Source organism: Kitasatospora sp. NPDC056076 (assembly GCF_042266305.1).
Classification (GTDB): domain Bacteria; phylum Actinomycetota; class Actinomycetes; order Streptomycetales; family Streptomycetaceae; genus Kitasatospora.
In genome coordinates, this window is sequence record NZ_JBHJWG010000035.1 from 33352 (window position 1) to 46395 (window position 13044).

Here is a 13044-nt window from a genome sequence, read left to right on the forward strand (position 1 = left end):
ACGGACCTACCGCCCGGGCTCCCGGGCGGTCAGCCGGCCGCGGACGGCGGCGTGGACCTCGGCCTCCTCGGCCGGGTCGGCGGCGAGCCTGCGCAATCGCTCCAGCACGCGCGCGTCGCCGGTGGTGGCGACATGGCGCGCGGCGAGCTCGCGGGTGGACTCCTCGCAGTCCCAGAGGCACTCGACGGCGGGCCCGTCGGGGAAGCGCACATCGGTCACGGCGAGCGCCCGGGCGGCACGGCCGCGCAGTTCGGAGGAGGCGGCCTCCCCGTAGACGTGGCGCAGGACCGGGACGGCGTCGGCGGCGGCCAGCCGCCCCGCACCGTCGACCAGGGACCCGAGCCCGGTACCGCTGACCCCGTGCACGGAGATCCAGCGGCGCAGACCGGCGACCACCAGCGGGGCGTCGGCCGGCTCGCCCGCGTCGGCGAGCAGGCGCACGGCGGTCTCGCCGAGCGCGCTGTCGGCGCCCCCGCTGGCCGGGTCGGCCCAGCGGCGGGCCTGCGCCAGCACCTCGGGGCCGCGCATCCGGCCGAGCAGCTCCAACGCGGCCCGGACGATCCGGTCGTCCACGTCAGCTGCGGCGGCCTCGATCAGTTCGAGGGCGGCCCGGTCGCGCTGGTCGACCAGGTAGCGCAGGGCGGCCCGCCGGGCGCCGGGCAGGCCGTCCCGGGCGGCCTCCAGCAGGAGCGGACGGTCCTCGGGGCGGACCACGGCGGTCAGACAGCGGGCGGCCGCGGCGGCCCGGCGGTCCACCGCGTCGGGGCCGGAGCGGTCCTCGTCGGTGCGCACGGGCTCGGGGCGGCTCAGGAAGGCACCGGCGCCGAGGTCGCCCAGCTGGCCCTGGTCGGCCCAGGCCAGGACGTCGGCGGTGGACCAGCCCGGGGTGACGCCACCGCGGTTGAGCTGGCGCTGCCACAGGTCGAAGGGCGACTGCTCGGCGGCGGCGGCCACTCTCGGGTGGTAGGCCGCCCAGAGCCGCCAGGGCCTGGGTTCGTAGGCGTTGCGGATGAAGTCGCGCAGCTCGGCGTCGCCCTCCGGGCCCGGCGGGAACCGGTCCAGCACGGCCGTCCCGAGCAGCAGCAGGCCCCGGTCGTCGTCGCGCAGGGCGAGTTCGTCGAGGGCCCAGGCCCAGTTGGCGCCCGTGGCGGCGTACTCGCGCAGCATCAGCAGCGCGTCGCGCCGGCCGTAGGCGGCGAGGTGGCCCAGGACGGAGAGGGCGAGGCCGGTGCGGCTCTCGTCGTCGCTGACGAGGTCCTCGGCGGAGTGGAGGTGGTCCTCGATGCCCTCGAGGGAGGCCTCCAGCTCCATGTAGAGGCGTGCGTAGTAGAGGGAGCGGCTCTCGACCTGCCAGTCGGCCCGCGGATCCCTGGTGACGCATTCCTCCAGCGCGGCGATGGCCTCGGCACGGTCGGCGGCCAGCGCATGGAGCTGCCCGTCACCACGGCCTCGTTGCAGGAGGCCAAGGAGGCTGGCGCTAGGTGCTATCACTGGCTCGAACATGAGGTCAGCATCCGTTGCGGCGGTCGTAGTGGCAACGGGATTTCCGTCGCCGGGGTCTCTGGTCGGTACTGCGGTGGGCGCCCGGGCGCCGGAATCACCGAAGGTTACCGCCTCGGACCCCCTTCCGCACACAGGGCGACGAAGGCCGCTGCCACAGTGGCATATGCCAGGGGAACTTTGCCTGCGTTCTATCCAAATCGCCCACACCGCCCGGAACGCTGTGCGACAGTCTTCTCACCACCACGACACCCCGCACACGGGGGGACACACCGAGCGATGGACCCGTCATGAACATGTCCTCAGGCACCGCCCGCCCGCCGGACACCGCCACGGTGGTGGACGGCGCCCGGGCGGGCGCGGACGGCAACGCCGACGACGGCTCCGACAGCGGAACGGACGGCAGAGTGGACGGCACGGCGCAGGAGCCGTCCGGGCCCCACCTCGGCGGCGGCACCGGCGAGGACCGGCCCGTCGGCTCGGCCGAGTGGGACCTGCTGACCGACGGAGTCCGCTGGGACCAGGCGACCTACCTCCTCCTCGGCTGCGACCCTGGCCGCGGCCCGCTCAGCCTGGACCGGCTGCCCGACCGCCTCCCCGAGGCGGACCGGCCGCTGCTGCGGCGGATGATGACCGACGCCCTGGTGCACGGCCGTCCGGCCGCCGGCACCCTGCGGATCCGGCGCCCCGGCGGACGGCACGACCAAGTCGAGTGCGCGGGCGAGCCCGTGCTCGACGCCGACGGCACCGTCACCGCGCTGCGGATGCTGCTCCGGCCGGCCCCGCCGACCTGAACCCCGGGCCCTTCCCGGCCGAGCCTTTCCCGCTCGCGCCCTGCCCGCTCGAGCCCTGCCCGACCGGCTCCGTCCCACTCCGACCCCGGACCGGCCGCCCGTCTCACGACGGCCGCGGCCGGTTCTTCGCGTCCGCCGCCCGCAGCTCCCGCCCGAGCTGCGCCCGCAGCTCGTCCACCACCGGCAGCCCCCGGTACCGGGCGGTCAGCCGGTACATCTCCCGCAGCCGGTCCCAGGTCCGGTGCGAGGAGTTCTGGCCGATCAGGTTCATCACCATCTTGGCCTGGAACTCCGCCGCGTCCGGCTCCCCGGTGATCCAGTGCACCGAGGCCAGGGTGATCCGGTCGAACAGCGCCGACCGCAGCTGCCCGGTGCCCTCCCGCAGGGTGATCACCCGCTCCGCGTGCCGCCGGGCCCGCGGGGCCGCCGCCGGGTCGTGCTCGGCCAGGGTGCGCAGCACCAGCGCCTGCATGCCGCGCAGCTCGGCCTCGTCGAAGACCTGCATCCAGGTCGGCGGCGGCTCCGGCGCGTCCTCGGTGAAGAGGTCCTCCGCCTCGCCGAGCAGCCGGTAGGTGTCCTGGGAGTGCCCGATCGAGGCGTGCGCCCAGGCCTCGACGGTGTTGAACATCGCCCGCGCTCTGGGCAGCAGCAGGCCGCCGCCCGCCTTGGCCGCCGACATCAGTTCGATCGCGTCGTCGGCCCGGCCGAGGTGCACCATCTGCCGGGCCGCCCGGGAGATCGCCTCGCCGGCCCGCGGCCGGTCACCGGCCTCCTTGGCGGCCTCGGCCGCCATCATGAAGTACTTCTGGGCGGTGGGCTCCAGGCCCACGTCGTGCGACATCCAGCCGGCCAGCACCGCCAGGTTGGCCGCGACCAGCCACAGCCGCTGCTCCACCACCGGGGCGTGCCGGTGCGTCAACAGGCCGCCGACCTCGTTGAGCTGGCCGACCACCGCCTTGCGCTGGAGCCCGCCGCCGCGCGCGGCGTCCCAGGCCCGGAACACCTGCACCGAGCGCTCCAGCGACTCCACCTCGTCGAGCCCGACCGGGCCCGCGTCGTACACGTCGACCACCGGGCGCGCGCCGCCCCCGGTGACCACCTGGCGCGGGCCCGGCAGGGAGGCCGCGTACGCGACCGCGTCCCCGCCCAGCCAGCCCTTGAGGGAGTCGGCGACGACCGCCCCGGCCGTGAGCGCGGCTCCGGCGCCCACCAATCCACGTCGGTTCAGCATGAGGTCCATTCCCGTGAACTCGGTGAGGACCGCGGCTGTTCGATCCGGCGACCACGGGACTGCTGCGGACGGCTCCGCTCCGGACCTGGTGGGCCGGTGTCGTTCCAGACCGAGGTCCTCAGTGGTGACGACACGTCCGAGCCGCTCCGTGAACACGGCCGCCAGCACCCTCGGCACCGGATCGCGCGGGATCTCCCCCTGCTCGATCCACCGCCGTACCCTCGACGTGTCGGTGGACAGCTGCTGCTGACCCATCGCGGCACCCCGACGGTTGACCAGCCGGGCCAGTTCGCCCTTGGACCATCCGGTCAGGACGAACAGATCGGCGAGTCGGGTGTTGGGTTCCCTGCTCAAATGAAGCCCCCAGGTTCCTCGGCACCTCCGAGGCTAGAGGCTCCGGCAAGTGCCAGGCGAGCATTCGCCACCGTTCGCCAGGGCCCGCCAGACTACTAAGCCAGTGCCCGACGGGTGTGTTGTAGGGATGCGCCACCTCGCCCCTCGGGTCGGGCGGCGTCCCACCAGCGTCGGGGCAGTCCCCCGACCGTGGCACGGGACGCTCCCGGTCCTCACCCGAGGGGGTGGCGCGGCCGGGTGGCGCGGGGGCGCCGGGCACGGCCGCGGCAGTCCGGCCGACCGCATTCCCCAGGGTGCGGACGACCGGGACGCCGTCGAACAGGGGTTCCTGACCCCTCGTCCGTGCCCGGCGCCCGCGCACCACCCACCGAAGCAGGGCCGCCGTCACGCCAGGAAGCACGCGGCACCAGCCCTCCCCCGCCCCGCGGGGCGAACCCGCAGACGGACCGGAAGGGACCACCCTCAGCCCATGTACTCCTCAGCGACGACCCCCACGCCGACCGCGAGCCGCACCGCGCTGCGCCCCCCCACCGCAGCCACCGGCCGTCCGGGGCCCCGGCAGGTGCCCCCGGCGAGCCGTCCGGTGGCCCCGCGGGGCACCGAGGGCCGGGCCGCGGACGCCCGCGTCCCGGTCGGCCGCACGGCGCTGGGACTGCGCACCCCCGAGGCCGCCCCCCCGGCCGGCCACCGCCTCCCGCTGGCCCGGCAGGCCGACGGCCAGGTGCTGCGCACCCGGCGCCCCGGCCAGCCGCTCGGGCCCGAGCGGATCGACCCGGCGGCGCTGCAGACCCCGTCGGTGCGGGCCGCGCTGGGGAGCATCGCGCGGATATGTCCGGCGTTCACCCCGCGCCAGGTCCTGCGCGAGGGCAGCCGCCACATCCTGGTGGCGGGCACCATCGGGCGGGCGCCGGTGGTCGCCAAGTGCCTGGCGCCGCAGGCGGTGCGGAGTGAGTACTTCGAGCAGCTGGTGGCCGACTTCCACCACGAGGTCGCGGTCTACCGGGCGTTCGTCCGGCACCGCCCGCCGGTGCGGCTGCCCCGGCTGGTCGCGGCCGACCACGACCGGTGCGTGCTGGTCATGGAGCGGATCCCCGGCCGCCCGGCCGCCCGGGAGCGCCACCCGGTCAACGCGCCCACCCCGGGCGAGGTCCGCGCGCTGCTCGGCGCGGTCCGGACGCTGAACCTCTGGCGGCCGCCGAGCGACGTGTTCCAGCCGCGCCTGGACTACCAGTTGGAGATCGCCCGCTACCACTCGGTGGGCCAGCTCACCGACCGGGACGCCGGCGACCTGCGCGGCCTGCTGCACGGCCTGGGCAACACCCCGCTGCAGCTGTGCCACGGCGACGCACTGCTCAGCAACATGCTGCTGGCGCCGTCCGGGCCGGTGCTGGTCGACTGGGAGCAGGCCGGCTGGTACCTGCCGGGCTACGACCTGGCGGTGCTCTGGGGCGTGCTCTCCGGCGACACCGCCGCCCGCCGCCAGATCAGCCAACTCGCCCAGAGCGGCGGCACCATGGCCCGGGACGCGTTCCTGGTCAACCTGGTGCTGGTGCTGATGCGGGAGATCCGGCTGTACGACGTGCCGGGCGCCGGCGAGGAGCAGCGGATCATGATCCGCCGGCTCTACGACGACGCCGCGCTGGCCCGCCGCGCGGTCCGGGCGGCGGTCGGCACCCGCTGACCGCCTCCGCCGAACCCCCGTCACCGGCCCTGGCGCACGGCGCCCCGGCCGGTGACGCTATGCCCGGCCGCCCTGCTGCGCCAGGGCGGCCCGGCCGGCGGCGTCCAGCACCGCCTCCTCGGGCGCCAGGTGCACCCGGCTGCTGAGCACGTCCCGCAGGTAGCGCTCCAGCGGGTGACGCCGGCTCAGTCCCGGGTTGCCGGTGAGCGCGACGGCCTGCTGGACGGCCGCGGTGGCGGCCCGGGTGGCCAGCAGGTGGGCCGGTCCGGTCCGGGCCACCGCGTCCGCCTCGCCCCGGTCCACCCGGGGGGCCAGGCCGTGCAGCAGCTCCTCGGCGCCGATCAGCTGGGCGTCGATCTCGCCGAGCCCGGCGCGGTAGCGCGGCAGAGTGCCGAGCGGCTCGGTGAGATTGGCCGGAGTCCGCTGGTTCAGGAAGCGGACCAGCCAGGCCTCGGCGGCCCGGGCGACCCCGACCGCCACCGCGGCGAGGGCCAGGTCGTGCCAGGCGCGGGCGAGTTCGGCCTCCTGCGCGTCCTCCCGGCCGGGCGTGCGCAGCCCGAGCCCGAGTTCGAGCGGGACCCGCACCGCGTCGAGGACGACGTCGTGGCTGGCGCTGGCCCGCAGGCCGAGCTGGTCCCAGGTGGGGTCGATCTCCAGGCCCTCGCTCTCCCCGCGGACCAGGAACGTGCCGACCCGCGGCTCGGGTTCGTCGGTCCGCGCGGTGACGGCCATCCAGGCGAGTGCCTCGGCGCCGGTGCAGTACGTCTTGCGGCCGGTCAGCAGCCAGCCCTCGTCGTCCCGTCGGGCCACCGTCCCGAGCGGCTCGTCCGGCCGGCCGCCGGGCTCCGCCCGCAGCGTGTTGACCAGCGCGGGCCCGCGCCGGGACTCGGTCAGCAGCCGCCGGTAGCCGGCCGCCGGCCAGCTCGCGCGGCGGGCCTGCTCGGCGTGCTGGAGCAGGGTGAAGGCGGTGACCACGGCCACCGAGGCGTCCCCGCGGCCGAGTTGGGCCAGCACCCGGACGGTGTCGGCGAGCGTCCCGCCCGGTCCGCCGTACCGCCGGGAGACCGTCAGGGTGAGCAGTCCGGCCTCGTGGACCGCCTCGATGCCCTGGTACGGGAAGGTCGCGTCGCGGTCGTGCTCCTCGGCGCGGGCGGCGAGCAGGTCGACCACCCGGGGCAGGCCGGCCAGCGCGGCCTCGACCGCCGAGCGGTCGGGCTCGGCGGTGGCGGCGGTCGCGGTGGGAGGGGTGGCCGCGGCGGGAGCGGGCGGGACGGGTGCCGCGGGCGCCGCGGGGCGGGAGGGCCGGGCGGGGGACGCCGGGCGCGCGGGCGGGGCGGAAGGGGCGGGATGGCCGGAATCCGACGAATCGGTTCGGGGACGATCGTTCGGTGAACGATCGTTGGCGGCGATGGTCGTCATGGGGCTGGTGCCTCCGGGCGGCAGCATGGGCTCAGCGGGTGCGGACGGCACGCCGTACGGGCGCGCGAACGGGCCGGCGGCCCCGGAGGCCGGCCCGCGGCCCGCCCCCCGGTCTCGGCGCCGACCCGGTCCGGTCGGCCACCCGCCGCCACGGGGGCGAGACCCCCCCTCAGCGGCCCGGACACACCGCGCCGGCGGTCCGGCACAGGTCCAGATGCCTGCGACGGGTCAACAGCGGGAGACGGCACGGCATGTTCGCGACTGTACGAACCGGTGATCGATACCGTCAAGCAGCGTCCGAGCCCTGGCCGGGCCCCGACCGGGCCGCGGGCGGGCACGGTCGGCCGTGCCGGAATCGGCCCCGCCGGAATCAGCCCTGCTGGAACATGTCGGCCGGCAGCGGCTTCAACAGCTGATACAGGTCGTCCGAAATCGGTCGGTCCCACGACGCGATGGTGACGAGCACCCCGTCGCTGCGGCCGAACTGGGCGCAGAACACGCGCTCCTCGCTGACCTTGACCTTCTTCACGATCAGCAGGTCGTCCCCGAGCATCACCGGGAAGTCCTCGGCCGAGGCGAACTCGACCGGCTCGTCGTTCTCCAGCGCCGCGAGCAGCTGCCGCACCTCGAAGGGCACCTCGTCGCCGGTGTCCCGGGCGGGCGAACCCTCGGGGAGGTTGCCGATGAACATCGCCGGGCCTCTGCCGCCGAACAGGTCGTAGCGCAGGAAAATCCCCTGGCAGGAGCCGTCCGGGCCGGTCATCATGGCCGCACCGAAGTCACCGGGCCAGTCACCCGGGTCCATCGCGAGCACGTCGAAGTCCGGGCCGGCGGGCTGTCCGGAGCGACGGCGGAGAAAAGACATGGGAACATCGTACGTGTCCGGCACACCACACTCGCGAGGCGGGTGGGACGCCGACGGGGGGCGGGCGGGAGGTCGACGCTCAGAGACCAATGTTGACTCTGAGCAACCGTCCGGGCTACGTTCGGTTCAGCACGACAGCCGTTCTGGGTTTCACCCTCCGGGGGGACGGCATGTCGCAACGCGGCCCTACACGCGTATCCCTCACTGTGCACTCGTCGTGCCGAACTGCCGAGCACCCAGCTTCGTCGTCGCACACAGCACGAACACACAAGCCAACAGTTCCACTGCAGTTCCGTGCAACAAGAGCCAGATCCGCGGGGCCCCGGCCCGTCGCTCCCGTGGATCTGCTCGGGACGCCGCCGCGTGGGGGCGTGCGGGTCCCGAGCAAACGGTGCCGTCCGCCGAGTCGCTCTCGGCGGTGGTGCCAGCCTCCCGGCGACTGCCGGCCCCTCGTGGGCCGGGACCGGCCGACGCACCCCGGTGCGCAGGGGATGACTGGGAGGTATGGCCTGGCAGTGCTGCCGGGCCGCAACAGCAGGCGCCGTGTCTGGCCGCGTGGGGGCGGTGGGCACGGCGTCTGCCTGTGCTCATACTCTGAGCTGCGTTTGTCTAACAGTCAACAGAAATTCTGACGGGGCACGCTCAAAAGATCATCAGTTGTGATGTTCGGTACCGGAATCAGCGACCCACCCGACCCGCCCGCCCCGGACACACCGGACACACCGACGGAGCGGACCCGGACGCCGCACTTCTCCCTGCAGCTCGGACCGCTCCGCGGGTGCGCCCGGACGGCGCGGACGATCAGGTGAGGTCGAACTCGCCGTCCCGGGCGCCGAGCACGAAGGCCCGCCACTCGGCCGGGGTGAAGACCAGGACCGGCCCGTCCTCCTGACGGCCGTCCCGCATCCCGATGTACCCGTCCACGAACGCGATCTGGACGTCCCCGACGCCCTGGCTGCTGCACAGCCACTCGGCCCCGGTGAAGTCCACCTTCGGCTTCCCGTTCCGCGCGAGCTCCGGCTCGGCGCCGACCGTCCCGGTGCTCGCCCCGGTGTCCGTACCGCTGTTGACTGCCACTGACCGATCTCCTCCCGACGGCATTCCAGCGCCAGCCTAACCACAGCCACCGGCCCCGGTCAGCGGGTTGGCGAGGTCACCCCCACGTCTGCGCCACGCCTCGGCCGGGTCTCCTGTCGCGCCTCGGCCGCGTGTTCTGCCGCGCCTGCGCCGCGCGGGGCCGGTGGATCGGCGAAGGGCCCGCGGAGGAGCGGTCGGGGCCCGGTGGGGCGTGTCCCGCCGGACCGGGCCGCGGGCAGCTGCCAGAGTGCTGCCAGGGCGCGTACGGTCCCGCCCGCGCCCCGTTTCACCACCCCAACCTCCACCTCGCCCCAGGGAGCAGCCGATGAGCCGCCGGGACGGCACCCGCGCCGACGTCATCCCCATCTCCGATGCTCCCTCGGCCCACCCGCCGGCCCCCCGCACCCCGCCCACGCCCACCCCGCTGCCCCGCCCCACCCCGGCGCGGACGGCCGCGCACGGCCGGGTCGGCATCGTCCTGGTCTCGCACAGCCAGGAACTGGCCACCGCCGTACGCTCCCTGGCGCTCGCGCTGACCGGATCCGACTCCCCCGCGCCGGTCGCCGCGACGGGCGGCGACCCGGCGGACGGACCGGGCATCAGCGCGGTCCTGGTGGCCGCCGCCACCCGGCGGGTCGACCAGGGCCACGGCGTGGTGGTGCTCGCCGACCTGGGCGGAGCCGTCACCACCGTGCGGGCCCTGCTCTCGGACGCCGACGAGCACGGCCTGCCGTTCCCGGTCCGCTTCGCGAACGCGCCGTTCGTGGAGGGCGCGGTGGCCGCCACCGCGACCGCCACGGCGGGCGGGGACCTGGCCGCGGTGCTCGACGCCGCGGAGGAGGCCTACCGGCAGCACAAAGGCTGAGATCCGTCACACGGGCCGAGGTCCGTCAGACGGGCCGACGCCCGCCACGAGGACGGAGCGCCGCCGGGCCCGCTACGGGCGCTCCCGGCCCTCCCAGGTGAAGACCGCCGGGCCTTGGCACTCCAGCGCGTGGCGCAGCCGGTCGTGCTCGAAGTCGAGCATCGGCGGCAGCTCGTCCAGCCCGAACCAGCCCACCTCCAGCGACTCGTCGTCGTTCACCCGGGCCTCGCCGCCGACCGCCCGGCAGCGGAAGGTCAGCACCAGGTACTGGGTCACGTCACCGTTCGGGTAGTGGACCGGAGGGGTGACCGTGGTCGAGGCGAGCAGCTCGGGCACGACCTCCACGCCGGTCTCCTCCAGGCACTCGCGCACCACGCCGTCGGCGGGCTGCTCGCCGGGATCGAGGATGCCGCCGACCGACGCCCACCGGCCGTCGTCGGCCCGGCGGGCGAGCAGCACCCGCCCCCGGTCGTCCACGACGACGGCGGCGACGGCGCTCAGCCAGAGCGGACGGTGGCCCACGAGGGAGCGGAGTTCGAGGAGGAAGGGAGGGATCGCCATGCGACGCAGCCTATCCAGCCCGCCGCTCGGGCCTCCGGCCGTCACCGCCACCAGCGGCTCGGGGCGGTCGGGGCCGCGGGAACGCATTCACCGGAGAGGGGGGAAGGGGGTGTCACCCGGAATTGCGGGAGAAGGGGGTGCGGGATTGTCCGATGAGATGAAATTCGGTCGTTCTGACCAAATTCGCTCTATCTGTTAATACATCTGTTGAAAAGTTGATCGGCTCACGCCGGACCATCCGATCGGACGTCCGACGGAGTGACCCCGAGGGCTCCGTCAGAGCGCGGCACCCCGCCGCCGGACCACCCCGAAGGCGATCCGGCCGAGCAGCAGGACCCCCGCCGCCAAGCAGCCGGCCACCGCCATCGCCCACGCCGGACCGTCACTGTCCGGAACGATCACGGCCACCACGATGCCCAGCACGAGACAGGCCACACCCGCCGCCGTCAGCGGAATCCGGTGGGTGACCAGGGCTCCGCCGCTGCATGCGCGGTTCCAACGGGTCGCGCCGTGCAGGTGGAAGTGATCACGGTCCGCATCTGCCATGAGCCCAAGGTACCCCGGGCGGGCCCCCGAGGCAGCCCGCAGGGAGTGAGGGCCCGGACACCCTGCGCGAGCAGCCCCGCGGGGGTGCCCCTGGCCTGCTCACGCGTGTACGGGCTCCACAATCAGTCCACGAAAAATCCTCGTCCCCCCGGTACAACCATCCGTCCGGTGCAGCGGTCTCAATGGCATCGAGTGATCCAGGAGCCGTTCACGGGACGGGAGAGAACCCCCCACCGAGAACCGGAATACCCAGGGAGCGGAGCCGCCGCCCCCTGGAGCCGGAGGCCGGGCTCCGTCCTCCGGCGGTACCGCCACGCCGCTCGGCGACCAAGGGGGAACCGTTGCCGCAGACCCAGTCCACCCCATCGACCGCCACTGCACGCGCCAGGCCCCGGCCCGGCCTGCGCCCCCTCCCACCCACCACCGGCTGCGCGTCCGACCACCACGGCGCCGGCCGACCCCGACCGGCCGTCGAGACCAAGCGCCTCGACGCGGGTCGGCTCGAAACGGTGCGGATCGACCCGACCCTGCTCGACTCGACCCGGCTCGCCGCCAGACGCCTCGACACCCAACACCTGGAGACGAAGCAGGCAGACGCACAGCACACCGCGAAGGAACAGCAGGACGCACGGGGCGAATGGCTGCGGTTCGCCCCCGTACAACCGCTGTTCCGGGCCCGGGCCGCCCAGCGCCTCGCCGTCCTCGCCTACCACGGGGTGACCGACCACCGCTCCTTCGGCGCCCAGCTCGACCGGCTCCGACGGCTCGCCACCCCCGTCTCACTGGAGGCCGTCCTCCAGGCCGTCACCGAGCGGCGGCCGCTGCCGCCGCGCAGCGTCCTGGTCACCTTCGACGACGCCGACCGGAGCGTCCTCACCCACGCCCTGCCCGCCCTCGACGCCCGTGGCATCCCCGCCACCGCCTTCGTCATCTCCGAACTCATCGGCACCGAACGCCCCTTCTGGTGGCACGAGGCCGACTTCCTCGCCCGCCACGGCGGCCGCGCCCGCTCACTCGACTGCGGCCACCCCTCCCAGCTGCTCCCCCGGCTCAAGGCCATGCCCGACCCGGACCGGCGCCGCAGCCTGCACGAACTACGGGTCAGTGCCGACCGCCGGCCGCCCCGCCAGGAACAGCTCACCCCGGCCGACCTCCTCGCCCTGCGGGACGGCGGGGTCGCCATCGGCAACCACACCCAGGGGCACCCGTGCCTCGGCCGCTGCGACGACGCCACCGTCCGCGCCGAGATCACCGGCGCCCACGAAGCCCTCACCCATTGGCTCGGCGAACCCCCCACCGCCTTCGCCTACCCCGACGGCGGCCACGACCCCCGTGCCGAAACCGTCCTGCAGGAGCTCGGCTACCGGCTCGGCTTCCTCTCCGACCACCGCCTCGGCCCCCGGCTCCCCTCCCACCCGCTCCAGATCAGCCGCCTCCAGGTCGACTCCACCACCAGCATCCGCCGCTTCGACACCATCCTCTCCGGCCTCGAACCCGCCTACCGCCGCTGGCGCCGCCAAGAGGTGGCCTGACCGGCGACACCGCCGCGCGGGAGGTCGACCCGGGCGACTCCCCGCGCGGCGCGGCGCGGGGCTCCGGGACGCACCCCGCCCTGCCTCCCAGGCAGGCTCCCTGCCCGAACGGCACCACCTCACGCACCGGAAGTCGGCCAGGCCGACTTGCTACGCCAGGAGGAACGGTCTCTGCCCGCCCCGACTCCTCGAGGCCGGGCCCTCCTCCCCATGAGAAGTCAGCCAGGCCGACCTTCCGTGCGGCACGCGGTCGTGGGGGCTTGGCGGCCCTGGAGCACGGGACCGCGCCGGCAATCGCCCCGGCCCCCTCACCGGCGAGCCCTGACGCAGGAGAAGTCGGCCCGACCGACTTCCTGTACGGGTGCCGATGGGCGGCGCAGCAACGAATCGAGACATGCCGGGCGCGGGCAGGGGATGGGATCGCCGCCCCGACACATGGATTCGGGCCAGGGCGCTGCGGCACAAGAAGTCGGACGGGCCGACTTCTCGTGCTAGGTGTGGGCGTGCGGCGTTGTCCACGCAGGCCTGGGGCCAGTGGCGCCGGAGCGCGGAGCCGCCGAATCGGCCACCCCGGCTCCCTCACGGGCGGGCCCTGCCGCACAAGAAGTCGGACGGGTCG

The 13044-nt window shown here is 74.8% G+C and carries 12 protein-coding genes; 4 read left to right on the forward strand and 8 right to left on the reverse strand.

From position 1 onward, the window contains the following. Positions 1-6 precede the first annotated feature (6 nt). Positions 7-1503 carry a HEAT repeat domain-containing protein gene (locus ACFC1T_RS26270; RefSeq protein WP_375892334.1) on the reverse strand — a complete coding sequence of 499 codons (1497 nt, stop codon included), beginning with the start codon at positions 1501-1503 and terminating at the stop codon, positions 7-9. A 287-nt stretch (positions 1504-1790) separates the two neighbouring features. Here ACFC1T_RS26270 and ACFC1T_RS26275 point away from each other — a divergent pair, with 287 nt between their 5' ends. Continuing rightward, entirely contained in the window at positions 1791-2294 is a 504-nt protein-coding gene (locus ACFC1T_RS26275; protein WP_375892335.1) for a PAS domain-containing protein, read from the forward strand. Between the two features lie 103 nt (positions 2295-2397). Here the strand turns inward: ACFC1T_RS26275 and ACFC1T_RS26280 are convergent, their stop codons facing one another. Next, positions 2398-3879 (reverse strand): hypothetical protein, encoded by a 1482-nt coding sequence (locus tag ACFC1T_RS26280; protein WP_375892337.1) that lies wholly within the window; start codon positions 3877-3879, stop codon positions 2398-2400. A gap of 469 nt (positions 3880-4348) precedes the next feature. Between ACFC1T_RS26280 and ACFC1T_RS26285 the strand changes: the two genes are divergently transcribed. After that, the gene (locus ACFC1T_RS26285) at positions 4349-5560 is read left to right on the forward strand and encodes a phosphotransferase (RefSeq protein ID WP_375892338.1); all 1212 of its coding nucleotides are present in this window, start codon (positions 4349-4351) and stop codon (positions 5558-5560) included. Positions 5561-5617: 57 nt separating this feature from the next. On the opposite strand, the gene ACFC1T_RS26290 is transcribed toward ACFC1T_RS26285, so the two are convergent. The 4 genes from ACFC1T_RS26290 to ACFC1T_RS26305 form a co-directional block, all read right to left on the reverse strand. After that, positions 5618-6979 carry an acyl-CoA dehydrogenase family protein gene (locus ACFC1T_RS26290; RefSeq protein WP_375892340.1) on the reverse strand — a complete coding sequence of 454 codons (1362 nt, stop codon included), beginning with the start codon at positions 6977-6979 and terminating at the stop codon, positions 5618-5620. 169 nt (positions 6980-7148) lie between these two features. Continuing rightward, positions 7149-7232, reverse strand: a complete 84-nt coding sequence (locus ACFC1T_RS26295) for a putative leader peptide (protein ID WP_375892426.1) — start codon at positions 7230-7232, stop codon at positions 7149-7151. A gap of 117 nt (positions 7233-7349) precedes the next feature. Then, a complete protein-coding gene (locus ACFC1T_RS26300; RefSeq protein WP_375892343.1) occupies positions 7350-7844 on the reverse strand; it encodes a hypothetical protein in 495 nt (164 codons plus the stop codon). Between the two features lie 801 nt (positions 7845-8645). Continuing rightward, positions 8646-8834 carry a DUF397 domain-containing protein gene (locus tag ACFC1T_RS26305; protein WP_360243590.1) on the reverse strand — a complete coding sequence of 63 codons (189 nt, stop codon included), beginning with the start codon at positions 8832-8834 and terminating at the stop codon, positions 8646-8648. 412 nt (positions 8835-9246) lie between these two features. Between ACFC1T_RS26305 and ACFC1T_RS26310 the strand changes: the two genes are divergently transcribed. Further along, positions 9247-9786 (forward strand): PTS-dependent dihydroxyacetone kinase phosphotransferase subunit DhaM, encoded by a 540-nt coding sequence (locus ACFC1T_RS26310; RefSeq protein ID WP_375892345.1) that lies wholly within the window; start codon positions 9247-9249, stop codon positions 9784-9786. Between the two features lie 72 nt (positions 9787-9858). Here the strand turns inward: ACFC1T_RS26310 and ACFC1T_RS26315 are convergent, their stop codons facing one another. Together ACFC1T_RS26315 and ACFC1T_RS26320 are read right to left on the reverse strand one after the other, a co-directional pair. Further along, a complete protein-coding gene (locus ACFC1T_RS26315; RefSeq protein ID WP_375892347.1) occupies positions 9859-10347 on the reverse strand; it encodes an NUDIX domain-containing protein in 489 nt (162 codons plus the stop codon). Positions 10348-10623: 276 nt separating this feature from the next. Continuing rightward, positions 10624-10893: a hypothetical protein gene (locus ACFC1T_RS26320; protein ID WP_375892349.1), complete on the reverse strand. Its 270-nt coding sequence runs from the start codon at positions 10891-10893 to the stop codon at positions 10624-10626. Positions 10894-11234: 341 nt separating this feature from the next. Here ACFC1T_RS26320 and ACFC1T_RS26325 point away from each other — a divergent pair, with 341 nt between their 5' ends. After that, positions 11235-12425: a polysaccharide deacetylase family protein gene (locus ACFC1T_RS26325; RefSeq protein WP_375892351.1), complete on the forward strand. Its 1191-nt coding sequence runs from the start codon at positions 11235-11237 to the stop codon at positions 12423-12425. The last annotated feature ends 619 nt before the right edge of the window (positions 12426-13044 follow it).